This window comes from Streptomyces sp. NPDC021080 (assembly GCF_044333225.1).
Classification (GTDB): domain Bacteria; phylum Actinomycetota; class Actinomycetes; order Streptomycetales; family Streptomycetaceae; genus Streptomyces.
Genome location: NZ_JBIRQM010000022.1, coordinates 84,093 through 106,892, shown reverse-complemented (window position 1 = coordinate 106,892; position 22,800 = coordinate 84,093). Strand labels below are relative to the sequence as shown.

At 71.0% G+C, this 22,800-nt stretch carries 17 protein-coding genes; 11 read left to right on the top strand and 6 right to left on the bottom strand.

Annotated features, from left to right (window positions below; genetic code table 11):
• Positions 1 to 130: 130 nt before the first annotated feature.
• A complete protein-coding gene (locus ACH4S8_RS39110) occupies positions 131 to 394 on the bottom strand; it encodes a WhiB family transcriptional regulator (RefSeq protein WP_003975777.1) in 264 nt (87 codons plus the stop codon).
• A 728-nt stretch (positions 395 to 1,122) separates the two neighbouring features.
• On the opposite strand from ACH4S8_RS39110, the gene ACH4S8_RS39105 reads away from it, so the two are divergent.
• The 4 genes from ACH4S8_RS39105 (at position 1,123) to ACH4S8_RS39090 (ending at position 5,442) form a co-directional block, all read left to right on the top strand.
• Positions 1,123 to 1,611 carry a cysteine dioxygenase gene (locus ACH4S8_RS39105; protein WP_398402988.1) on the top strand — a complete coding sequence of 163 codons (489 nt, stop codon included), beginning with the start codon at positions 1,123 to 1,125 and terminating at the stop codon, positions 1,609 to 1,611.
• A gap of 87 nt (positions 1,612 to 1,698) precedes the next feature.
• Positions 1,699 to 2,682: a 2-phospho-L-lactate transferase gene (gene cofD / locus ACH4S8_RS39100; RefSeq protein ID WP_398402986.1), complete on the top strand. Its 984-nt coding sequence runs from the start codon at positions 1,699 to 1,701 to the stop codon at positions 2,680 to 2,682.
• Between the two features lie 107 nt (positions 2,683 to 2,789).
• Positions 2,790 to 4,109 carry a coenzyme F420-0:L-glutamate ligase gene (locus ACH4S8_RS39095; protein WP_398403025.1) on the top strand — a complete coding sequence of 440 codons (1,320 nt, stop codon included), beginning with the start codon at positions 2,790 to 2,792 and terminating at the stop codon, positions 4,107 to 4,109.
• 307 nt (positions 4,110 to 4,416) lie between these two features.
• A complete protein-coding gene (locus ACH4S8_RS39090; protein WP_398402984.1) occupies positions 4,417 to 5,442 on the top strand; it encodes a DNA-3-methyladenine glycosylase family protein in 1,026 nt (341 codons plus the stop codon).
• A 238-nt stretch (positions 5,443 to 5,680) separates the two neighbouring features.
• Here ACH4S8_RS39090 and ACH4S8_RS39085 read toward each other — a convergent pair whose 3' ends face one another.
• Positions 5,681 to 6,763, bottom strand: a complete 1,083-nt coding sequence (locus tag ACH4S8_RS39085; RefSeq protein ID WP_398402982.1) for a sugar phosphate nucleotidyltransferase — start codon at positions 6,761 to 6,763, stop codon at positions 5,681 to 5,683.
• A 194-nt stretch (positions 6,764 to 6,957) separates the two neighbouring features.
• On the bottom strand, positions 6,958 to 8,355 hold the full coding sequence (locus ACH4S8_RS39080; protein WP_398402980.1) for a peptidoglycan recognition protein: 1,398 nt from the start codon (positions 8,353 to 8,355) through the stop codon (positions 6,958 to 6,960).
• A 128-nt stretch (positions 8,356 to 8,483) separates the two neighbouring features.
• Between ACH4S8_RS39080 and ACH4S8_RS39075 the strand changes: the two genes are divergently transcribed.
• From ACH4S8_RS39075 to ACH4S8_RS39060, 4 genes are all read left to right on the top strand, one after another.
• On the top strand, positions 8,484 to 9,239 hold the full coding sequence (locus tag ACH4S8_RS39075) for a TIGR03089 family protein (RefSeq protein ID WP_398402978.1): 756 nt from the start codon (positions 8,484 to 8,486) through the stop codon (positions 9,237 to 9,239).
• A gap of 292 nt (positions 9,240 to 9,531) precedes the next feature.
• Entirely contained in the window at positions 9,532 to 10,833 is a 1,302-nt protein-coding gene (locus ACH4S8_RS39070; protein ID WP_398402976.1) for an LCP family protein, read from the top strand.
• Between the two features lie 247 nt (positions 10,834 to 11,080).
• Entirely contained in the window at positions 11,081 to 12,853 is a 1,773-nt protein-coding gene (locus ACH4S8_RS39065; protein ID WP_398402974.1) for an LCP family protein, read from the top strand.
• A 118-nt stretch (positions 12,854 to 12,971) separates the two neighbouring features.
• Positions 12,972 to 14,690 (top strand): LCP family protein, encoded by a 1,719-nt coding sequence (locus ACH4S8_RS39060; RefSeq protein WP_398402972.1) that lies wholly within the window; start codon positions 12,972 to 12,974, stop codon positions 14,688 to 14,690.
• Between the two features lie 109 nt (positions 14,691 to 14,799).
• Here ACH4S8_RS39060 and ACH4S8_RS39055 read toward each other — a convergent pair whose 3' ends face one another.
• Positions 14,800 to 15,831 carry a glycosyltransferase family 2 protein gene (locus ACH4S8_RS39055; RefSeq protein ID WP_398402970.1) on the bottom strand — a complete coding sequence of 344 codons (1,032 nt, stop codon included), beginning with the start codon at positions 15,829 to 15,831 and terminating at the stop codon, positions 14,800 to 14,802.
• Between the two features lie 167 nt (positions 15,832 to 15,998).
• Here ACH4S8_RS39055 and ACH4S8_RS39050 point away from each other — a divergent pair, with 167 nt between their 5' ends.
• Positions 15,999 to 17,501 carry an LCP family protein gene (locus ACH4S8_RS39050; protein WP_398402968.1) on the top strand — a complete coding sequence of 501 codons (1,503 nt, stop codon included), beginning with the start codon at positions 15,999 to 16,001 and terminating at the stop codon, positions 17,499 to 17,501.
• A gap of 22 nt (positions 17,502 to 17,523) precedes the next feature.
• Here the strand turns inward: ACH4S8_RS39050 and ACH4S8_RS39045 are convergent, their stop codons facing one another.
• On the bottom strand, positions 17,524 to 18,072 hold the full coding sequence (locus tag ACH4S8_RS39045; RefSeq protein WP_361692759.1) for an acyl-CoA thioesterase: 549 nt from the start codon (positions 18,070 to 18,072) through the stop codon (positions 17,524 to 17,526).
• A gap of 118 nt (positions 18,073 to 18,190) precedes the next feature.
• On the opposite strand from ACH4S8_RS39045, the gene ACH4S8_RS39040 reads away from it, so the two are divergent.
• Both ACH4S8_RS39040 and ACH4S8_RS39035 read left to right on the top strand, forming a co-directional pair.
• The gene (locus tag ACH4S8_RS39040; RefSeq protein WP_398402965.1) at positions 18,191 to 19,495 is read left to right on the top strand and encodes an LCP family protein; all 1,305 of its coding nucleotides are present in this window, start codon (positions 18,191 to 18,193) and stop codon (positions 19,493 to 19,495) included.
• Between the two features lie 306 nt (positions 19,496 to 19,801).
• Positions 19,802 to 21,469 (top strand): LCP family protein, encoded by a 1,668-nt coding sequence (locus ACH4S8_RS39035; RefSeq protein ID WP_398402963.1) that lies wholly within the window; start codon positions 19,802 to 19,804, stop codon positions 21,467 to 21,469.
• A 129-nt stretch (positions 21,470 to 21,598) separates the two neighbouring features.
• Here ACH4S8_RS39035 and ACH4S8_RS39030 read toward each other — a convergent pair whose 3' ends face one another.
• Positions 21,599 to 22,756, bottom strand: a complete 1,158-nt coding sequence (locus ACH4S8_RS39030; RefSeq protein ID WP_398402961.1) for an acyl-CoA dehydrogenase — start codon at positions 22,754 to 22,756, stop codon at positions 21,599 to 21,601.
• Positions 22,757 to 22,800: the final 44 nt, after the last annotated feature.

Genomic DNA, 22,800 nt, shown 5'->3' with positions numbered 1-22,800 from the left:
CGGCGGCCCGCCGCCTGTGGATAACCCACATGCGACGGGCCGTTCCTTACGTAAGAGTGTGTGCCGTTTGGTCGGGGGCACCCGCGGGTGCGGACCGGTGTTCCCCGTCCGCTTCTCCGTGCGACCGTTTTCAGACGGCGGCCTTCTTCAGGCGGCGCCGTTCCCGCTCGGACAGACCGCCCCAGATACCGAACCGTTCGTCGTTGGCGAGCGCGTATTCGAGGCACTCGGAGCGGACCTCGCAGGCGAGGCAGACCTTCTTGGCCTCGCGGGTGGAGCCGCCCTTCTCGGGGAAGAACGACTCGGGGTCGGTCTGGGCGCACAGCGCGCGCTCCTGCCAGCCGAGTTCCTCGTCCGCGTCGTCGACCAGCAGTTGCTGCACCAGCTCGGTCATGTGCGCCCCTCGTCTGTCATTCGCGTCCCCGTGATGCTGCCGTTACCGATTCCGGCTGAACGACACGAGTGAAATTACAAGTGTGCCGATCCGGGCCAGTCAAGCCGAGATCTGCTATTGGGCCCCTTATTCACTCTGCGGAACCAAGGCTATGCGGAAAGTGTTCAAATCGGCATAAACCCTGACGGCCCAAGAGGCCCAGGTCAGACGCCCGCCCCCTCACAGAGGAGGACGTCCAGGCGTTCGATCTCGTTCCGACGCAGACCCCGAAGCGAATCGGATCACATTTAGATCACGAGTCCGCGGCGAGGTTTGTTCACCCGGTTGTGCGCCATGTGTCCGGGGAGCCTCCTGAACAAACCTTTCGCCTGCCAGATGAACCGGATGAGGTGAAACATCTTCCACATTCCGGACATGTAGTTGACAGCCGAGGTGTGAACCGCTGTCCTTGTGGGCATGCTTGCGCACTTGGCATCCACCTCGACCCGCACCGCCGGGTCCCTCGGTGCTGCCCACGCGCGCTGTAGCTGTTGTTGCTGTTCCAGCTGTTGAGCCGTACCGCGCTCCGGCTGCCTCGCCGCCACTGAGGCGAATCCCCACCCCCCACCGGGGTCACCGCCCGCACCAGGGCTCTCCCCGCCCCGACCCGGGCGGACCCCCCGCCCGCGACCCGGGCGGAAACGCCCAGCGACACCCCAGCACTCTCCTGCCGAGGAACCACCGCATCCATGAACAGCGACAACGACCTCCAGATCGCCGGCGACATCCTCGAAGTCCCGCACCTGCTCCAGCCGCCGCGCGAACACCCTGCCACCGTGGCCGAGTTCGCCGGCCTGGCGCGCTCCATCGCCGCCGACCGCTCCCAGTGGGAGCACCTCGTCCGCTACGACGCCTCCTCGCGCTGGTACCACCGGCTGCGCACGGGGCCCGGCTACGAGGTGTGGCTCCTGTCCTGGGTGCCCGGACAGGGCAGCGGACTGCACGACCACGGCGGCTCCTCCGGCGTGCTGACCGTCCTGGACGGCGCACTCACCGAGCGCACCGAGCGGGGCACGCGCGCCCTCGGCTCCGGCGCGCAGCGCGTCTTCGCGCCCGGTTATGTCCACGAGGTCGTCAACGACTCGCTCGAACCGGCCGTCAGTCTGCACGTTTATTACCCGGGTCTCACCGAGATGCCGATGCACGCGGCGCGTTGCGCGGTCGCCGAAACGGTGTGACGCGTCCGTGCCGGAGGACGGCCCGCCGTCACCGGGGTCCCGCAACCGGCTGACACGTTGTCGGACCCGCCTGCGAGACTGGGCCCCATGCGCATTGTGGTTCTGGCAGGCGGTATCGGTGGTGCACGGTTCCTGCGCGGTCTCCAGCGGGCCGTGCCGGACGCGGACATCACGGTCATCGGAAACACCGGGGACGACATCCACCTCTTCGGGCTGAAGGTCTGCCCGGACCTCGACACGGTGATGTACACGCTCGGCGGCGGCATCAACGAGGAACAGGGCTGGGGACGGGCCGACGAGACCTTCCGTCTCAAGGAGGAGCTCGCGGCGTACGGACTCGGACCCGAGTGGTTCGGGCTCGGCGACCGCGACTTCGCGACGCACATCGTGCGGACGCAGATGCTGGGCGCGGGCTATCCCCTCAGCGCCGTCACGGAAGCCCTGTGCGACCGCTGGAAGCCGGGCGTGCGCCTCATCCCCATGTCCGACGACCGCGTCGAGACCCACGTCGCCGTCACGCTGCCGGAGGGCGACGCGACCGGGGCCGCGGGCGAGCGCAGGGTGGTCCATTTCCAGGAGTACTGGGTGCGGCTGCGGGCCTCCGTGCCGGCCGAGGCGATCGTGCCGGTCGGTGCCGAGCAGGCCAAGCCCGCGCCCGGGGTGCTGGAGGCCATCGCCGGGGCGGACGTCATCCTCTTCCCTCCGTCCAATCCCGTGGTCTCCGTCGGCACCATCCTCGCCGTGCCCGGCATCCGCGAGGCCATCGCCGACGCGGGCGTGCCGGTCGTCGGCCTCTCCCCCATCGTCGGCGACGCGCCCGTGCGCGGCATGGCCGACAAGGTGCTGGCCGCGGTGGGCGTCGAGTCCACGGCCGCCGCGGTCGCCGAGCACTACGGCTCGGGCCTGCTCGACGGCTGGCTCGTCGACACGGTCGACGCCTCCGCCGTGGAGCGCGTCGAGGCGGCCGGTATCCGCTGCCGGGCCGTGCCGCTGATGATGTCGGACCTCGACGCGACGGCGCGGATGGCACAGGAGGCGCTCGCGCTGGCGGAGGAGGTACGGACGTCGTGAGCACCGGGAACGCGGCGCGTCCCGGCGACGCGGAGCACGCGGAGCACGCGGAGCACGCGGAGCACGCGGGAGGGCACTCCCACGGGAACACCGGCGGGAACGCCGGTGTGAAGCACCGGGAGCGGTCCTCCGGCTCGGGCTACCGGGTCTGGGCGCTCGACGGGCTCCCCGAGGTGCGGCAGGGGGACGACCTGGCGAAGCTGATCGCCGCGGCCGGGCCCGGGCTCGCCGACGGGGACGTCCTGCTCGTCACCTCCAAGATCGTGTCGAAGGCCGAGGGCCGGATCGTCGAGGCCGTCGACCGGGAGGCGGCCATCGACGCCGAGACCGTCCGGGTCGTGGCACGGCGCGGCGCGCTGCGGATCGTCGAGAACCGGCAGGGTCTCGTGATGGCCGCGGCCGGCGTCGACGCCTCCAACACCCCCGCCGGGACCGTGCTGTTGCTGCCCGAGGATCCCGACGCCTCCGCGCGGACGATCCGTGCGGGACTGCGGGACACCCTCGGCGTCGACGTCGGCGTCGTGATCACGGACACCTTCGGGCGGCCCTGGCGCACCGGGCTCACCGATGTCGCGATCGGCGCCGCGGGCATCGAGGTGCTGGACGACCTGCGCGGCGGCACCGACGCGCACGGCAACCCGCTCAGCGCGACCGTCGTCGCCACGGCCGACGAACTCGCCGCCGCCGGTGACCTGGTCAAGGGCAAGTCCTCCGGGCTGCCCGTCGCCGTCGTGCGCGGGCTGGCGCACCTGGTGACCGGGGTGGACGGCACGGGGGCACGGGCGATGGCGCGCGACGCGCGGGACGACATGTTCCGCCTCGGCACCTCGGAGGCCGTACGGGAGGCCGTGACCCAGCGGCGTACGGTACGGGCCTTCACCGACGAGCCCGTCGACCCCGGTGCCGTGCGCCGTGCGGTCGCGGCGGCCGTGACCGCTCCCGCGCCGCACCACACCACGCCCTGGCGGTTCGTGCTCCTGGAGTCGGACGCGTCACGGACGCGGCTGCTCGACGCCATGCGGGACGCGTGGATCGCGGATCTGCGGGGCGACGGGAAGAGCGAGGAGTCCATCGCCAAGCGGGTCCGCCGGGGTGACGTGCTGCGCAAGGCGCCGTACCTCGTGGTGCCGTGCCTGGTCATGGACGGGTCGCACACCTACGGCGACGTACGGCGGGACGGCGCCGAGCGCGAGATGTTCGTGGTCGCCACCGGGGCGGGCGTGCAGAACTTCCTGGTCGCGCTGGCCGGGGAGCGGCTGGGCTCCGCGTGGGTGTCGTCGACGATGTTCTGCCGTGACGTCGTGCGCGAGGTGCTGGATCTCCCGGAGAACTGGGACCCGATGGGGGCCGTGGCCGTCGGGCACGCGGCGGAGGAGCCGAGGGCGCGGCCGGAACGGGACGCTGCCGCTTTTGTCGAGGTGCGCTGATCGGGCGGGGGCGCTTTTATCTGGCGGGGGCGCCTTGATCGGTCTGGCTGGGCGGGCTGACCGGTCCGGCCGGGGCTGGGGTTGGGCCGGCGTGGCGCTGTTCCCGTCGGCGGATGGGTGCCGGGCGGTGGTGGGTGGCCCGCCGGGCGGTCGCGAAGGTCCCCATGGGCGGTGGTGGGTGGCCCGCCGGGCAACGTACAGGCCTCGGCCCGGGCGGTCGGGGTGGGTGGTTCGGTGGGTTTCGGGGTGGGGGTGCGGGGGAGCGCCTACTCTCGTAGGGCAGCCGAGCAGCTCTAGGACCTCATTCGTGTCAGGACGTTTCGCTCCCCGGCCGACGCGTACGACCGTGCGCGGCGGGCATGTCGCGGTGCCCGGCGGGACTCCCGGCGGCGTGCCGGGCGCGGTGCCCCGCCGGAGTGCCGGGCCCGGACGCGTCCGCACCTGGACGCCCGACGGGCCGCTCGACCTCGGGCTCGTGCTCGGGCCGCTGCGGCGCGGACCGGGCGATCCGACGTTCCGCACGACACCCGACGGCTCGGTGTGGCGGACCAGTCGTACGCCCGCCGGGCCCGGAACACTGCGGGTCGCTCCACGCGGCGGGGTGATCCGGGGCGAGGCCTGGGGGCCGGGGGCCGAATGGCTGCTCGACCGGCTTCCCGACCTGCTCGGCGCCGCCGACGATCCCGGCGCCTTCGAGCCCCGGCACCGGCTCGTCGCGCTCGCCCGGCATCGGCGGCCCGGCCTGAGGCTGGTGCGGACCGGACTCGTGATGGAGTCGCTGATCCCGTCCGTCCTGGAGCAGAAGGTCACCACCGACGAGGCGTACCGGGCGTGGCGGTTGCTCGTCCGGAAGTTCGGGGAGCCCGCTCCGGGACCCGCTCCCGAGCGGATGTACGTCATGCCGGCGCCGCGGACGTGGGCGCTGATCCCGTCCTGGGAGTGGCACCGGGCCGGGGTCGACGACAAGCGGGCCGCCACGATCCTGCGGGCCGTACGGGTCGCGGCGCGACTGGAGGAGGCGGTCGGGTTCGATCCCGTGGGGGCGCAGCGGCGGCTGGAGCTCGTGTCCGGCATCGGGCCGTGGACGTCCGCGGAGGTCGTGCAGCGCAGTCATGGCTCGGCGGACTCCGTGACCGTGGGGGATCTGCATCTGCCGGGGATCGTGGGATACGCGCTGGCCGGGGACCGGGACGCGGACGACTCCGTCATGCTGGAGCTGCTGGAGCCCTATGCCGGGCAGCGACACCGGGCGGCCCGGCTGATCCTGCTCTCCGGGCGTACTCCGCCCCGGCGTGCGCCGAAGATGCCTCGCGCGGACATCGGGCGGCTCTAGGCGGACCCGGCCCGCACCTCCCGCGCCTCCGCCCGGCCCCGCGCCGAGCCGTTGCCGCCACCTCGGCACAGACGGATTTTCGCCCCCTCCGCCCCTGCCCTTCCCGTACCCGGGGCTCCGCCCCGGACCCCGGTCCTCGAACGCCGGAGGGGCTGCATCCTCCCCGCGCTCGAAAGGCGGGCCGGAGGGGCTGAATCTCGGCTGAGTCTTTCGCCCCTCCGGCTCGGTGCGGCCGGAACTACTGGTCCGACGAGAAGCGCAGGGCCGCTGCCGGGATCCGGGCGTCGCACCAGACGCGGACTCCCTCGCGGAGTTCGTTGTCGGGGCCGACGACCGCTCCGTCGCCGATGACCGTGCCGGTCAGGACGGTGCGTTCGCCGATGCGGGCGCCCGCGCCGACGAAGGAGTCGGTGACGACGGCACCGGGCTCGACGACCGCGCCGGCCAGGACGGTGCTGCCGGAGATCCGGGCGCCCGCGCCGATCCGGGCGCCCTCGCCGACCACCGTTCCGCCGGTGAGCTTGGCGTCGGGGGCCACCGTGGCCGTGGGCAGGACCAGACGGTCGCCGCAGCGGCCGGGGACGGCCGGGGACGGAGCGCGGCCGAGCACCAGGTCGGCGGAGCCGCGGACGAAGGCCTGGGGAGTGCCCAGATCGAGCCAGTAGGTGGAGTCCACCATGCCCTGGAGGTGGGCGCCGGTGGCCAGGAGCTCCGGGAAGGTCTCGCGCTCGACCGAGACCGGGCGGCCCGCGGGGATCGTGTCGATGACCGAGCGGCGGAAGACGTACGCCCCCGCGTTGATCTGGTCGGTGACGATCTCCTCGGGGGTCTGCGGCTTCTCCAGGAAGGCCGTGACGCGCCCGGTGGCGTCGGTGGGGACCAGACCGAAGGCGCGCGGGTCCTCCACCCGGGTCAGGTGCAGGGAGACGTCCGCGCCCGTCGTCTCGTGGGCCGCCACCAGCGCCCGGATGTCCAGGCCCGTGAGGATGTCGCCGTTGAAGATCAGGACCGGGTCGTCGGGGCCCGAGCGCAGCCGGGACGCCACGTTGCGGATGGCGCCGCCGGTGCCCAGCGGCTCCTCCTCGGTGACGTACTCGATGTGGAGGCCCAGGGAGGAACCGTCGCCGAAGTACGGCTCGAAGACCTCGGCGAGGTAGGAGGTCGCCAGCACGATGTGCTCGACACCCGCCGCGCGCGCCCGCGCCAGCTGGTGCGTGAGGAAGGGGACCCCGGCCGCCGGGACCATCGGCTTGGGCGTGCGCACCGTCAGCGGGCGCAGCCGGGTGCCTCTGCCGCCGACCAGGAGGATCGCTTCTGTCACCTGTCGTCTCTGCTTCCTGCCGGGACCGGCCGAACTGTCTTTCGGCCGGCCAGTGTATGCAGACCGTTCGATGGCGCCCTCGATGGCCGTGCGGTGTCCTTCGACGGGCCTCTGCCGTGACTTCGGGTGACCTCTGCCGGAACGGCCCGGCCGATCGGTGCCGGCCGGGCCGTTCCGGGCGGCCGTCCGGCGGTCTAACGGCCCTGATAGCGGGCCGCTGTCGTCCTGGCCGTGCCGAGCTTGCCGTAGAGGAGCCGTCCGGGGCACTCCGTGGCGAACCCGTCCCGATGGCCGGAGATCACGTTCAGTCGTACGTTCTTTCCTTTTCGGTAGAGATTGCCACCGGCCGACTTCAGGTATGTCTTGCCACGCGGATTGGCGCCGTACAGACCGAGTTTCCACGCGGTGAGCCGGGCGATGGCCTTGAGCGCCGCGTCGGTCGGTTTCGTGGCGCCGAAACTGCCGATCACGGCGATCCCCATGCTGTTCGTGTTGAACCCGCGGGTGTGGGCGCCCATGACCGCCTTCGTGACGCCTCCGGCCCGGCCTTCGTAGATGGTCCCGCACTTGTCGACGAGGAAGTTGTAGCCGATGTCACGCCATCCGCTGCTCACCACGTGATAGCGGTAGATACTGCGGATGATCGAAGGCGCCTGCGAACAGCTGTACTTGTTGCCCGAGGCCGTGTGGTGCACGAAGGCGGCCTTGACCGTCTTCGTGTAGAGGAAGCCGCGCTCGCGCAGGTCCTCGTCCGCTCCCCAGCCGCGGCGCGTGACGATGGCGGGGCGCGGGCCGATGTACGGCGTCGTGCGTCGCCGGGTCGTGCCGTCGGGGAAGTACGTGCGCTCCGTCTCCTCCCGCGAGAGCGCGGGGATCACGGCGCCCTTCGCGCCCGCGCCGTCGGGCGCTCCCGCGTGCACGCTCCTGGCGCGCAGGCCCGCGGGCGCGCCGCCGGCCCGTCCGGCCGTCCGGGCGTCGTCCGGGGCCGGGGGGTCCCCGCCGGGATCGACCAGTTCGAGGCGCAGGCCTCCGGGCAGCGGCGCGGCCGCCGGGGCGGAGGCACGTTTCTCCCTGGGGCCGTTGCGGGCGTACTCCTGCGGGCCGTAGGCCGCCTCCCGCGCCACCCGTTCCGCCTCGACGCGGACTTCGACACCGTCCGAGTCCCCCACCCACAGGGGAGCGGTGGAGCCGTGCACCCGGCGCGACGCGCTCTCGTCGGTGTCCGGGTCGGCGGCGTGCTCGTCGTTGTGGGTCTCGACGTCCTGCCAGTCGGACCAGTCGCCGGTGTCGGCCGCCCGGGTGCGGACCTGGACACGGCCGTTCAGCTCACTGTTCGGGTCGTCCCAGATCACGCCGACCAGGGAGAACGGCCGTACGTTCCGGCGGGCGAGGCCCTGCGTCCGGTCGGTCGGACCGAGGGAGCGCTTGCGGGTCAGGGGGACGAGGGGCAGCGACTGGGTGCTGCCGGGGGCGGCGGCCTCCGATGCCACCGTCGCCGGGCCGGCCTGTGCCGGGGTGACGGGCAGGGTGAGCGGAAGGGCGAGAGCGGCCGCGCAGGTGACGCCGACCGAGGAACCAAGGAATCCACGCATGCTCCTGATCCTGGACATAGTCATACATATCTGTCCATCGCGGAATTGACGGTCCGTCGGACACGCTCCGCCGAACCGGTGGCGCGCTCGGTCCGTGCCGCGCGGCGTGCCCGCGTACGCTTGCGCGCGTGAAAGCCACCGACCGCACCCCTGCCGACCTGCTGCGATCCGCGCTCTCCGAGGACCCCGCCCGTCCTTTGGTGACCTTCTACGACGACGCGACGGGCGAACGGGTCGAATTGTCCGTGGCCACCTTCGCCAATTGGGTGGCCAAGACCGCCAATCTGCTCCAGGGCGAGATGTCCGCCGAGCCCGGCGAGCGGGTCGCGCTGCTGCTGCCCGCGCACTGGCAGACGGCGGTGTGGCTGCTCGCCTGCTCCTCGGTGGGCGTCGTCGCGGATCTCGGCGGTGACCCGGCGGCCGCCGACCATGTCGTCGCGGGACCCGGCCGGTTCGAGGCCGGGCTGGCCTGCTCCGGTGAGCGCATCGCCCTCTCGCTCGCGCCGCTCGGCCGCCGCTTCCCGACGCCGCCCGCGGGATACGCCGACTACGCCGTCGAGGTGCCGAGCCAGGGCGACCGTTTCGCGCCGTACGCGCCGGTCGACCCGGAGGAGCGGGCGCTGATCGTCGCCGGGGCCGCGTACACGGGCGCGGAGGTCGTGGAGCAGGCCCGCGCCGACGCCCCCGGGCTGGATCTGACGGGCCCCGGCTCGCGCATCCTGTCGGCGCTCTCGTACGACACCTGGGAGGGCGTGGCCGCCGGCCTGTACGCCCCGCTCGCCTCCGGCGGGTCCGTGGTGCTGTGCCGCAATCTCGGCGACCTGGACGACGACGCGCTCGCACGGCGGATCGAGTCCGAGCGGGTGACCGCGACGGCCCGCTAGCGGCCCGCCGGAGACACCGCGCATGGCCGGTGAGCGGACTCCGCCGGAGGCACTGTCCGCGCTCGTGAGCAGGCTTCGCCAGGGACGCCTGCGTACCGGTGAGCGGGACTCCGCCGGAGGCGCCGTCCGCGGCTCGCGAGCAGGCTTCGCCGGGGCGTCGTCCGTGCCCGGCGGCAGCCCGCCAGGGGGCGCCCTGCGCGCCGGGCGCGTCCCCCGTTCGGCCCATCACCGGCCCCCCTCGCCCGCCGCGCCGGGACATGGTCGTAGGAGCAGCCCGACACGCTCGTACGCCATGAGGGGTGGTCCTGACGTGACCGACACCGCAGGCACTCCCTCCGGGGGCCCGGAGGAGCCGGGGCGGGGAGCGGCGCCCACCGGGGCCGGGCCGGTGCGCCGGCGGCGGCGCTGGCTGCGCTGGACGGCGACCGGGGTCACCGTGGTGGTCCTGGGCGCCGTGGCGGTCGGCTGGGCCGCGTACGAGAAGCTGAACGGGAACATCACGGCCGACAACGACGCGGCGGCCGAGCTCGCCCGGTACGAGAAGGAGCGGCCCACCGCGCTGGTGCGCGACGCGCAGAACATCCTGCTGATCGGGTCCGACTCGCGCTCGGGGGCCGGGAACAAGAAGTACGGCCGCGACTCGGGGACGGAACGGTCCGACACCACGATCCTGTTGCACCTCTCGGCGAACCGGCGCAGCGCGACCGCCATGTCGCTGCCCCGCGACCTGATGGTGCACGTTCCGGGCTGCCGGCGCCCCGACGGCACCCGCACCGACCCGATGTTCGCGATGTTCAACTACGCCTTCGAGGTGGGCGGTTCGGCCTGCACGATCCGGACCGTGGAGAAGCTCACGAACATCCGCGTCGACCATCACATGGTGGTCGACTTCCACGGCTTCAAGGACATGGTCGACGCGGTGGACGGCGTCGAGGTGTGCCTGCGGAAGCCGATCGACGACAAGGCGGCGAAGCTGAGACTGCCCGCGGGCAAGGTCGTGCTCGACGGCGAGCAGGCACTCGGCTACGTGCGCGCCCGCAAGAGCATCGGCAACGGCAGCGACACCGACCGCATGGACCGCCAGCAGAAGTTCCTCGGCGCGCTGATCGGCAAGGTGCGCAGCGACGACGTCCTGCTCAACCCGACGAAGCTGTACCCGGTGCTGGACGCGGCCACCTCGTCGCTGACCACCGACCCCGGGCTGGCGAGCCTGCGCGGCCTGTACGACCTGGTCCGCGGCATGCGCGACATCCCCACGGAGAACATCCGGTTCCTCACCGTTCCCCGCACCTCCTACGTCCTCAACGCCAACCGCGATCAGCTCGTGGAGCCCGCGGCGGCCCGGCTCTTCGCACGGCTGCGCGCGGACGAGCCCGTCGCGGTCGCGAAGGAACCGCCGCAGGGACCGGCGGGCCTGTCACCGGGTTCCGTGAATTTGTACGGGAACTCCTTCCGTGGCGACGAAGGCGACTACGAAGAGGAGTCGGGCCGCGACGGAATGTCGACGGCAATAGGGGTCGCCCTTCTCTCCGGCACACCCGATCCGGCTCCGACTTTCCGAGGCAACACGGCGGCACAGGACGCCTGCGGGTAAAGCGCGCGCCAAGGCGGGGAACGGCCGAGCTAAGAAGTCTCTGAAAATAGGGCGGATTGCCCGGTTGTAGGAACGACGAATTTGTCACGGCCGTCGCTCCGCGCTGAACTGGGCGGATAGTGTGAGCGATCCGGTGCACCCGGCCACGAGGTCCGTCCTTGGGGGTCGCGCACTGCTTGACCGAGACCCGAGCGCCTTTTGAGGGGGAAAGGGCGCCGCGTGGCCCCGACGGAGGATTCAGACAACCGTGGACGCGCAAGGCCGTGGGCGGGCGGACAACATCGACCCCGCAGACCAGTGGGTACTCAACCCGAACACTGGCGAATACGAACTGCGACTGCCCCCTTCCGGAGCGCAATCGGGCGTGCCGCGGCCGCGCAGGGGCACAGCCCCGGCGGGGACGCGCACCCGGAGCGCGCCGGGCCGGGACCGCGCGGCACCGGAGCGGGAACGTGACGCACCGAGGCGGGAACGTGAGCCGTCCGGCCCCGACGTGCCGGGACCGCGCCGGCGGCGTGCCGAGCCGCCGGAGCCGCTTCCCGGGAGGCGGCGCGGGCGCAACAAGCCGCCCAAGAAGTCGAAGGCGAAGAAGATACTGCTCTGGACCGGCGGCACCATGGCGCTGGTCCTGGTGGTTGTCGCCGGCGCGGCGTACGCCTATATCAAGCACCTCGAGGGCAACGTCCAGACGACGGACATCGGCAGTTCGGGCAAGAGCGGCTTCAGCAAGGACGAGGCCTTCAACCTGCTCATCATCGGAACCGACAAACGCACCGGTGCGGGCAACTCGGGATACGGCGACAAGAACAGCGTCGGGCACGCCGACACGAACATCCTGCTGCACGTCTCCAAGGACCGGACGAACGCGACCGCGCTGAGCATCCCGCGCGACCTCATCGTCGACATCCCCGAGTGCAAGACCAAGCGGGCGGACGGCACCGAGGAGAGCATCAAGGGCACGGACAACGTCCGCTTCAACACGAGCCTTGGCCAGGACGACCGCAATCCCGGCTGCACGATGGACACCGTCAAGGCGGTCACCGGCATCACGGTGGACCACTTCATGATGGCCGACTTCAACGCCGTCAAGACGCTGACCACCGCGGTCGGCGGTGTCGAGGTCTGTCTCGCCAAGAACGTCGACGACGCCAACTCGCACCTCAAGCTCTCCGCCGGAAAGCACGTCATCGAGGGCGAGCAGGCCCTCGCCTTCGTCCGCACCCGGCACAGCTTCGGCAACGCGGGCGACCTCGACCGCATCAAGGTGCAGCAGCAGTTCATCGGCTCCCTGATGCGCAAGATGAGCTCCGGCGACACCCTCACCGACCCCACCAAGCTGATCAAGCTGGCCGAGGCCGCCACCAAGGCGCTCACCGTCGACACCGGCATCGGCAGCGTCAGCACGCTCAAGGACATGGCCCTGGAGCTGAAGAAGGTGCCGACGAAGAACATCACCTTCGCGACGGTTCCGGTGGTCGACAACCCGGCCGAGAAGGGGTACCACGCCACGGTCGTGGTCGACCCGACGAAGGCCCAGCCGGTCTTCGACGCCATCAAGAACGACGTCTCCTTCACCGCCGTGAAGCAGAAGCAGAAGAAGGAGAAGGCCGCAGTGGCCGCCCGCCTCAAGGGCTCCCGTTCCGCCGCGTCCGACATCCGCGTCGACATCTACAACGGCGGCGCCGAGGCCGGCTCCGCACAGGAAACTCTTAACTGGCTGCAGAATGATGAGGGCGTGCTCAAGTCCAGCCAGCTGGGCAACGCCGACGCACCGCTGAGCAAGACGACCCTGGAGTACTCTCCCGACCAGGCCGACCAGGCACGCAAGCTGGCGGATCTCATGGGGCTGTCCGGTTCGGCGATGAAGCCCGGCAAGAGCGAGAAGAACTCACAGGGGCTGCCCGCGATCGTGCTGACCCTGGGCAAGGACTTCAAGGGCGCCGGAGTGCCCTTGACCGCTCCGACGAAGGCGCCGGACGTGGAGAAGTCCACTGCGGACAAGACGGTGTGCGCGAAGTGATCTAACGGGGTCCGTCAGGCGTCCTCCAGGGCGCGGGCAGCTTCCGGCCAGGCGTGTGAACGCCTGGCCGGACGTTCGACGGACCCGTTCGTCAGGCGCAGGGTGGGAGAGGCGAGAGATGGCGCAAAGCAGTGTGCGCGGGGAGGGAGCACGGCCACGTGTCCCGCAAGCCGGCGAACTGGGCTGGGACGACAGCATGTACGAGGAGGACGGCCGGTCCGTTCGGACGGCGGACGGCGTCCGCACCCGGCCGGACGGTGACGGCACACGTCCGGCCGACGGCACCGCGCCGCTCGGCCCGCAGGGCGGGGACGACGACGGACGGCACGGGACCAAGGGCCGCCCCCGGCGCAGACGCCGGATACTGCGCTGGTCGGCGATGGTGCTGTCGGTCCTCATACTCGCGACCGCCGGTGCCGGTTACCTCTACTACCAGCACCTGAACAGCAATCTGAAGAAGGACGACCTGAACATCGGCGACGCGAAGGACCGCGCCGCGAAGACGAAACCGAACGCGGCGGGCCAGACCCCGCTGAACATCCTGCTGATCGGTTCGGACGCCCGGAACTCCACCGAGAACCAGAAGCTCGGCGGCGCGAAGGACACCTTCGACACACCGCCCCGGGCGGACGTCCAGATGCTGCTGCACCTGTCCGCGGACCGCACCAACATGTCGGTCGTGAGCATGCCGCGCGACACCCTGCTCCAGATACCCAACTGCACCGACCCGAAAACCGGGAAGACCTACGCCGCGAGCACGTCCCTGACGATGACGAACGACTCGCTGGGCCGCGGCGGCCCCGGCTGCACGGTCGCCACCTGGGAGAAGCTGACCGACATCCACATCGACCACTTCATCATGGTCGACTTCGCGGGTGTGGTGTCGATGGCCGACGCGATCGGCGGTGTCCCCGTCTGTGTGGACGCCAACATCTACTCGCACACCTCCACCGGTCACGGTTCCGGGCTCAAGCTCGAGAAGGGCACGACGTCCGTCAAGGGCAAGCAGGCCCTGCAGTGGCTGCGTACGCGGTACGGCTTCGAGGACGGCAGCGACATCGGCCGGACCAAGGCCCAGCACCAGTACATGAACTCGATGGTGCGTCAGCTCCGGGAGAACGCCACCCTGAGCAACCCGGGCAAGCTGCGCGGCCTCGCGGAGACGGCCACCAGCGCGCTGACCGTCGACCAGGGCCTGGGCTCGGTCACCGATCTCTACGACCTCAGCAAGGAACTGAAGAAGGTCCCGACCAAGCGCATCACCATGACCACCATGCCGTGGGTGTACTCCAGCGACGGCAACCGCGTGCTGCCCAAGCCGACGGACGCGGACAAGGTCTGGCGGCTGCTGCGCGAGGACATCGCGCTGGACGGCAAGGACAAGAAGAAGACCGCGGAGAGGACCTCCTCGGATCCGGCCGCGGCGGACGACAAGATCGCGGTGCAGGTGCAGAACGGCACGCGTACCAGCACGCTGGCGCCGGTTCCCGGACGTGCGAGCGCGGTGGGCGAGCTGCTCGTCGGCAAGGGGTTCACGCAGGCGAAGGCCGACCCGTCGGCCGCGCCCGCCGAGGCGACCACGCTGATCCGCTACCCGAGCGCCGATCTGGAGGGCGACGCCCTGCGGGTCGCCAAGGCCCTCGGGATCTCGACTCACGCGGTGGAGAAGTCCGCGGACGTCTCCGGGGTCACGCTCGTCGTCGGCGCCGACTGGCGGGACGGCACGACGTACGAGGCCCCGGCGGACGACGACTCGACGCCCGCGTCCGCGAAGCTCGACAAGGGCTCGGACACCAGCGCCTGCATGCACGTCGACCCGAACTACACCTGGTCGTAGAACCGGCCGGCGGCAGAAGGAAGTCGGGCCCCTCTCGAAGTCGAGAGGGGCCCGATTCATGTGCGGACGGCTCCGGACGGAGCCGGTGGCGGACTCGTGCGCGACCGGATCAGTTCGCGCCGCTGAGGACCGCGGGACGCCGGGACGCGATGACCTTCCTGGCCAGCGCCTTCGGGCTGGTGAGGAAGCCCCAGCCCCACGACATGTGCATCGTCGCGAGGGCCACGGGGATCTGCAGCCGGGCCTTCGCCGGCAGCCCCTTGCCCGCGGGCAGCGAGCCGAGCCCGATGGCCGCGAGATAGCCGGCCGGGACGATGAAGCCCCAGGGCGTCAGCGCCGCGCCGACGACCACGCCCGCCGCGATCGCGCAGACGGCGGTCGGCGGGGCGAGATAGCGCAGGTTGATGGAGCCCTCGTGGTAGCGGGCGACGACGTGCCGCCAACGGCCGTAGTCCTTGTACTGCTTGGCGAGCGCCTTGACGGACGGACGCGGCCGGTACGACACCTTCAGCTCGGGCGAGAACCAGATCAGTCCGCCGGCCTCACGGATGCGGAAGTTCAGCTCCCAGTCCTGGGCGCGGATGAACTCCTCGTTGTAGCCGCCCTGCTGCTCCAGCGCCTCGCGCCGGAACACCCCGAGGTACACGGTCTCGGCCGGGGCCGCCTCGCCTCCCGTGTGGAAGGCCGCGTTGCCCACGCCGATCTTCGACGTCATGGCGGCGGCGACGGCGTGCTCCCAGTCGTTCTCGCCCTCGGCGTGCATGATGCCGCCGACGTTCTGCGCGCCGGTCTCCTCCAGGAGCCGTACGGCGGTGGCGATGTAGTTCGGGGAGAGCATGCCGTGTCCGTCGACGCGCACGACGACGGGGTGCCGGGACGCCTTGATCGCGGCGTTCAGCGCCGCGGGCGTCCGGCCGGTGGGGTTCGGCACCGTGTGGACCCTCGGGTCCTCGCGGACGAGTTCGGCGGCGATCTCGTCCGTCCGGTCCGTGGAGGGACCGATGGCGATCACGACCTCCATCTCGCCGTCGTACTCCTGCGCCAGGATCGCCTGGACGGCGCCGCGCAGATGCCGCTCCTCGTTGAGGACGGGCATGATCACAGATACGGCGGGGGCCCGCACGTCAGACTTCTCGCTCATCGGAGCTCACGTTACCGCGAACGGGGGACACGGTCGCGCGCCGCCCGGCGTAAGGACCGGACCGCAGATCGTATGGGCCTACGGTGCTCGCGGATCCCCACGCCCAGCGGAACGCGGCTCCGTCCGGCCCCGCGGAACGCGTCCCTCCCCCGTCCCGCCTCGCGGAGGTGTCCCCCTTGCCCACACCGCCCCGCTCCCCCGTCCGCCCTCAGCGCCCTCCGCGGCCTTCTCCGGCGCGGCAGCCCGCCCGGCGCGCAGACGGACGCCCCGTGCGCCCCGTACGGCGCAGGAGGCCTCGCTGGGCCGTACGGGCACTGACCACCGTCTCCGTGGTGGTCCTCGCCTCGGCGGGCATCGGACACGCGGTGCTGAGCGGTCTGGACGCGGACATCGCCCGGGTCGACCCGTTCAAGGACATGAAGAACCGGCCCGAGGCCGGTCACGGCATGAATCTGCTGCTGGTCGGCACCGACGGCCGGGAGAAGATCACCGAGGCGGAGCGGCGGAAGTACCGGCTCGGCGGCGCACCCTGCCACTGCACCGACACGGTCATGATCGTGCACATCTCGGCGGACCGGGACCGCGCCAGCATCATCAGCCTGCCGCGTGACTCCTACGCCGAGGCGCCCGCGCACACCGACGAGGTCACCGGGCTGCGGCGCGCCCCCCATCCCCTCAAGCTGAACGCGGCGTACGCGGAGGGCGGCCCGACCCTGACCGTGCGGACCGTCGAGAGCATGACGCACGTGAAGATCGACCACTATCTGGAGGTCGACTTCACCAGCTTCATGAAGACGGTCGACGTGCTCGGCGGCGTCCGCATCTGCACCGCGCAGCCGCTGAAGGACCGCTACACCGGTCTCGACCTGTCGGCCGGCTCGCATCTGCTGGGCGGCGGGCAGGCCCTTCAGTACGTACGGTCCCGGCACACCGACGGGTCCTCCGACCTCGGCCGGATGAAGCGCCAGCAGCGCTTCCTGGCGGCGCTCGTCTCCCGGGCCACCTCGTCCGGGGTGCTGCTGAACCCGATGAAGTTCCGGGACGTGACCCGCGCGGTGCTGGGCTCGGTGCGGGCCGACAAGGGGTTCGGCACGGACGAGCTGCTGGACCTGGGCCGGGCGATGCGGAACTTCTCCCCGTCCTCGTCCGAGTTCACGACCGTGCCGATCGGACAGATGGCCTATGTGGTCAAGGGCATCGGCTCGGCCCTGAAATGGGACGAGCCGAAGGCGCGGCAGCTGTTCGAGGCGCTGCGCGACGACAAGCCGCTCGCGCCACCCCGCGCCCCGCGGCCCCGGGCCGTCCGGGTCGCGGTGGCCCCGCAGCGGATCCGGGTCCAGATCGAGAACGGGACCGCCGTCACGGGTCTCGGCAGGAAGGTCGACGGCGCGCTCGCGGCCACCGGGTTCCGGACGACGGGCCGGCCCACGACGGCCGCGGGCTCCACGGTCCGGCGCACCGTCATCGCGTACGACCCCCGGTGGGACCGTTCGGCGAAGTCCCTCGCGGCCGCGCTGCCGGGCTCCGAGCTGCGCGCGGTCCCCGGGCGGGGCCCGCTGCTGAAGGTGACCGCCGGGACCGACTTCAAGCAGGTGACACGGGTGCGTGCCGACGACCCCGCCCAGGGCGGGTCCGAGGTGGTCACGGGAGACCAGGTGATGTGTTCCTAGCCGGAGACCGGGTGGTGTGTTCCTAGTCGTCGAGGCCTTCCGCCGCGCGCTTCTCGCGGAGTTCCATGATCGCCCGGCGGCGGGCGAGGCGGTGGGTGCGGCGGATCTGCGCCTCCTGGAAGCGGCGCTCGTCCCGCTCGGTCTCGGTGATGACCGGCGGCACCCGGCGGGGCTTGCCGTCGGCGTCGACGGCGGCGAAGACGAGGTAGGCCGAACCGACCTGCTGCGGCGGGGTGGACTCGTTCCAGCGCTCGGCCAGGACCCGCACACCGACCTCCATCGAGGTCCGTCCGGTCCAGTTGACCTGGGCCTTCACATGGACCAGGTCGCCCACGCGGACGGGTTCGAGGAAGGCCATCTCGTCCATCGAGGCGGTGACCGCGGGCCCGCCCGAGTGCCGCCCCGCCACGGCGCCCGCCGCGTCGTCGACGAGCTTCATGATCACGCCACCGTGCACCGATCCCAGAAGGTTCGTGTCGTTGTGAGTCATGATGTGGCTGAGGGTGGTCCGGGACGCTGAGGTCGGCTTGCCCGGGATGTCGTTTTCCGGGTTGGGGGCCTGGTCTGTCATGTCCTCCACCTTATGCCGGTCACGCGACGGTCGATTTGCATCAGCTCTGCAACAGGCGTGACCCAGATCTCCCGGCTCCCTTGTAAGACGCCTGGTAGGGAACGGCACACTGGTCCGCATGAATGATTGGCCCGACGGGTGGTCCGACGACAACCGCAGCAACCGCTACGGACGCGGCAGCGCAGGCGCACAGCCTGAGAGCGCCCGCGTCATGCGACAGGTCCGTCGTGGGCCGGCCGCACCCGGTCCGGGCCAGGGCGCGCCGCCGTACGGCGCCGGGGTGCCCCGCCAGCCCTCGTACGTCGACGGCCAGGGCTACGACGACGGCCAGGGCTACGACAACGGGTACGACTCCGGCTACAGCAACGGCCAGGTGTACGGGAGCCCGGGCGGGCCCGGCGGTCCGCAGGGCCCCGGCGGCGCCGACGCGTACCCGCGGCGCCCCGCGCCGAACTGGCGGCGCCGGATCAAGTGGACCGCGATCACGCTGGTCACCGTGCTGGTCGTGGTCTCCGTCGGCACGTACTTCTGGGCGGACTCCAAGCTCCACCGTGACGTGGATCTCTCCAAGGTCATAGACCGGCCGGAGACCGGCGAGGGAACGAACTACCTGATCGTCGGTTCCGACAGCCGCGCCGGCATGTCCGCCGAGGAGAAGAAGAAGCTGCACACCGGCTCCGCCGAGGGCAAGCGCACCGACTCGATGATGATCCTGCACACCGGCAGCAACGGCTCCACGCTGCTGTCGCTGCCGCGTGACTCGAACGTCACGATCCCTAAGTTCCAGGGCTCCGAGTCCGGCAAGATCAAGGGCCCGCTGGGCCAGAACAAGCTGAACGCGGCCTACGCCTTCGACGGTCCCACGCTCCTGGTCAGGACCATCGAGTACAACACCGGCCTGCACATCGACCACTACGTGGAGATCGGCTTCGCCGGGTTCGCGGGCATCGTCGACGCGGTCGGCGGTGTCGAGATGAACCTCGACCAGGGCTTCAAGGACAAGTACTCCGGCGCCGACTTCAAGGCGGGCAAGCAGACGCTGAACGGCGAGCAGGCCCTCGCCTTCGTCCGCACCCGGCACGCCTTCGCCGCCTCGGACCTGCAGCGCACCAAGAACCAGCAGAAGTTCCTGTCCGCCCTGGCCCACCAGGTCGCGACCCCCTCGACGGTCCTGAACCCCTTCAAGCTGTACCCGACGATGGGGGCGGGCCTCGACTCGCTGGTCGTCGACAAGGACATGAGCCTGTGGGACCTGGCCGACATGTTCTGGGCCATGAAGGGCGTCACCAGCGGCGACGGCAAGTCCATGAACATGCCGATCTCCGGTTCCGTCGGCGGCAACCTCGTCTGGGACAAGGCGAAGATGAAGACGCTGGTCGACGAGCTCAAGAACGACGAGAAGGTCACCGTCTCCGGCAACTAGTCGCTCACGGCGGCACGGAGTTCGACATGGGGAAGGGCCAACCGCCCTTCCCCATCTTCGTGTTCGCCCCCCTCTCCGCCTTCCTCGGCAGGCTCCCCGCACAACCGTTCGCGCTCCCGGCTCGTCAGTACGACAGCCGGCTTTTCGCGGCGGACGGTCGACGAGGTCCGCACACCTCGTTGACCTCGGGGATCGATTCTGCGTCTCACTGAGCGGGGAAACGCGGCCACGCCACAGCTGACATGCCGGGGGCGGGACGCGAGACGAAGCCGCGGTGAGGACGCCGGGGGCGGGAGGGGCACGAGAATGACACAGAACAGTGCGCGAGGAGCAGAGGCTCCGCCGCGCGCCCGGCGCGGCGGCGGACCAGCCGCGGCGGGCCCGGCGTACGACACGGACAGCGGCCCGCGCGAGGAGGGCACGCGGACGCAGTCCGGCGGCCACCGGCGCCGGGGCGGCGGCCGCACGTCCGGATCGGAGCCGGGACCCCGGCGCCCGAAGCGGCGCATACTGCGCTGGTCGGCGATGACGTTGACCCTGGTGATACTGGGTACCGCCGGCGCGGGATACCTGTACTACGAGCACCTCAACAGCAACATCAAGAAGGACAAGCTCAACCTCGGCGACGACGCCGTGCCCAGGGCGACCGCGAACGCCGCGGGCCAGACGCCGCTGAACATCCTGATGATCGGCTCGGACAGCCGCAACACCGCGGAGGACCTCAAGCTGGGCGGGTCCAGGAGCGATGTGGGCCGCCCGCCGCTCGCGGACGTACAGATGCTGGTGCACGTCTCGGCCGACCGCAGCAACATGTCCGTGGTCAGCCTCCCGCGTGACACCATGATCCCCATCCCCAAGTGCACCGACCCGCACACCGGCAAGGTGTACGGGGCGCTCTCCCTGTCGATGGCGAACGAGTCACTGGGCCGCGGCGGCCCGGGCTGCACGGTCGCCACCTGGGAGAAGCTCACCCATATCCACATCGACCACTTCATGGTGGTCGACTTCTCCGGTGTCGTGTCGATGGCGGACGCCATCGGCGGCGTCCCGGTCTGCGTACGGCAGAACGTCTACTCGCACACGTCGGACGGCCACGGATCGGGCCTGAAGCTGAAGGCGGGCACGACGCCGGTCAAGGGGCAGCAGGCCCTGCAGTGGCTGCGCACCCGCTACGGCTTCGAGGACGGCACCGACACCGGCCGCACCCACGCCCAGCACATGTACATGAACTCGATGGTGCGGCAGTTGCGCGAGAACGCGACGCTGGGCAACCCCGACGAGATGCGCAGGCTGGCGGAGACCGCGACGAAGGCGCTCACCGTCGACGAGGACCTGGGGACCGTCAAGAAGCTGTACGACCTGTCCGAAGAGTTCAAGAAGGTGCCCACCAAGGGCATCACGATGACGACGCTGCCCACGGTGCAGTGGCCTCAGGACCGCAACCGGCTGATACCCATGGCCGAAGACGCCGACCAGCTCATCTCCATGGTCCGCGACGACACTCCGCTGGACGGGCACGGCGCGAAGAAGAAGACCGAGCGTCCGTCCGACGACCCGGCGGCGCCGGACGGGCAGATCGCGGTTCTGGTCCGGAACGGCACCGGCGTGAACGGCGGGGCGCCGACGCCCCAGAGAGCCGGCGCGGTCGTCGGGGCGCTGCAGGGCAAGGGGTTCGCCCGGGCCGCCGTCGACAGCACGCTCACCCCGCAGGCCAAGACCACGGTCCTGTACCCCAGCGCCGATCTGGAGGGTGACGCCCAGGCGACCGCCAAGGCACTCGGGGTACCGCTCGGATCGGTGCGCAGGTCGACCGACGTCTCGGGGATCACGCTGATCGTGGGCGCGGACTGGCGTACCGGCGACGCCTATCCGGCGTCCAGGAAGCCGACGAAGGCACCCGAGTCGTCGGCGGCGCTCAACGGCGACAAGAAGGACGCGTGCATGGAGGTCCAGAAGGGGTTCACCTGGGGGTGAGCGGGGATCCCTCGCAGCGGGTGAGCGGGGTTCGTCCGCCGCGTACGGCAACAGCCCCCGGCGTCGCGCCGGGGGCTGTGCTGTCCGTGCAGGTCGGCGGGCGTTCGGCTCCCGACCTGCGGAACCCCGCTAGGGAAGGTTGCGCGCCATGACGATGCGCTGCACCTGGTTCGTGCCCTCGTAGATCTGGGTGATCTTCGCGTCGCGCATCATGCGCTCGACCGGGTAGTCGCGGGTGTAGCCGTAGCCGCCGAGGAGCTGGACGGCGTCCGTGGTGACCTCCATGGCCACGTCCGAGGCGAAGCACTTGGCGGCGGCGCCCTGGAAGGTGAGGTCCTTGTCGCCGCGCTCCGACTTCGCGGCGGCCGCGTACGTGAGCTGGCGGGCGGCCTCGACCTTCATGGCCATGTCGGCGAGCATGAACTGGACGCCCTGGAAGTCGCCGATCGGCTTGCCGAACTGCTTGCGCTCCTGGACGTAGCCCTTGGCGTAGTCGAGGGCGCCCTGGGCGACACCGAGAGCCTGGGCCGCGATGGTGATGCGGGTGTGGTCCAGCGTCTTCATGGCGGTCGCGAAGCCGGTGCCCTCCTCGCCGATCATGCGGTCGGCGGGGATGCGAACGTTGTCGAGGTAGACCTCGCGCGTCGGGCTGCCCTTGATGCCGAGCTTCTTCTCCGGGGCGCCGAAGGACACGCCCTCGTCGGACTTCTCGACGACGAACGCGCTGATGCCCTTGGAGCGCTTCGTCGGGTCGGTCACCGCCATGACCGTGTAGTACTCGGAGACGCCCGCGTTGGTGATCCAGCGCTTGACACCGTTGAGGACCCAGAAGTCGCCGTCGCGGACGGCCCGCGTCTTCATCCCGGCCGCGTCCGAACCGGCGTCCGGCTCGGAGAGGCAGTACGAGAACATTCCCTCGCCCTTGGCGAGCGGGGTCATGTACTTCTTCTTCAGGTCCTCGGAACCGGAGAGGATCACCGGCAGCGAGCCCAGCTTGTTCACCGCGGGGATCAGGGAGGAGGACACGCAGACGCGGGCCACCTCCTCGATGACGATGACCGTCGCGAGGGCGTCGGCGCCGGCGCCGCCGTACTCCTCGGGGACGTGCACGGCGTGCAGGTCGTTCGCGACCAGGGCGTCCAGCGCCTCCTGCGGGAAGCGGGCTTCCTCGTCCACCGCGGCGGCGTACGGCGCGATTTTCGCCTCGGCCAGCGAGCGGATCGCGTCCCGGAGCATGTCGTGCTCCTCGGACGGGCGGTACAGGTCGAAATCAGCCGATCCGGCCAAGGTCTCTCACGCTCCAAAAGGTGCTGTGCTGGCGGCGCTAACTA

What these genes read in the sequence shown, in the direction of transcription:
- ACH4S8_RS39060 (WP_398402972.1), top strand. Translation starts at nt 12,972, where the DNA reads ATGGCGCAAAGCAGTGTGCGCGGGGAGGGAGCACGGCCACGTGTCCCG.
- ACH4S8_RS39055 (WP_398402970.1), bottom strand. Translation starts at nt 15,831, where the DNA reads ATGAGCGAGAAGTCTGACGTGCGGGCCCCCGCCGTATCTGTGATCATG.
- ACH4S8_RS39080 (WP_398402980.1), bottom strand. Translation starts at nt 8,355, where the DNA reads ATGCGTGGATTCCTTGGTTCCTCGGTCGGCGTCACCTGCGCGGCCGCT.
- ACH4S8_RS39045 (WP_361692759.1), bottom strand. Translation starts at nt 18,072, where the DNA reads ATGACAGACCAGGCCCCCAACCCGGAAAACGACATCCCGGGCAAGCCG.
- cofD (WP_398402986.1), top strand. Translation starts at nt 1,699, where the DNA reads ATGCGCATTGTGGTTCTGGCAGGCGGTATCGGTGGTGCACGGTTCCTG.
- ACH4S8_RS39035 (WP_398402963.1), top strand. Translation starts at nt 19,802, where the DNA reads ATGACACAGAACAGTGCGCGAGGAGCAGAGGCTCCGCCGCGCGCCCGG.
- ACH4S8_RS39040 (WP_398402965.1), top strand. Translation starts at nt 18,191, where the DNA reads ATGAATGATTGGCCCGACGGGTGGTCCGACGACAACCGCAGCAACCGC.
- ACH4S8_RS39070 (WP_398402976.1), top strand. Translation starts at nt 9,532, where the DNA reads ATGAGGGGTGGTCCTGACGTGACCGACACCGCAGGCACTCCCTCCGGG.
- ACH4S8_RS39110 (WP_003975777.1), bottom strand. Translation starts at nt 394, where the DNA reads ATGACCGAGCTGGTGCAGCAACTGCTGGTCGACGACGCGGACGAGGAA.
- ACH4S8_RS39105 (WP_398402988.1), top strand. Translation starts at nt 1,123, where the DNA reads ATGAACAGCGACAACGACCTCCAGATCGCCGGCGACATCCTCGAAGTC.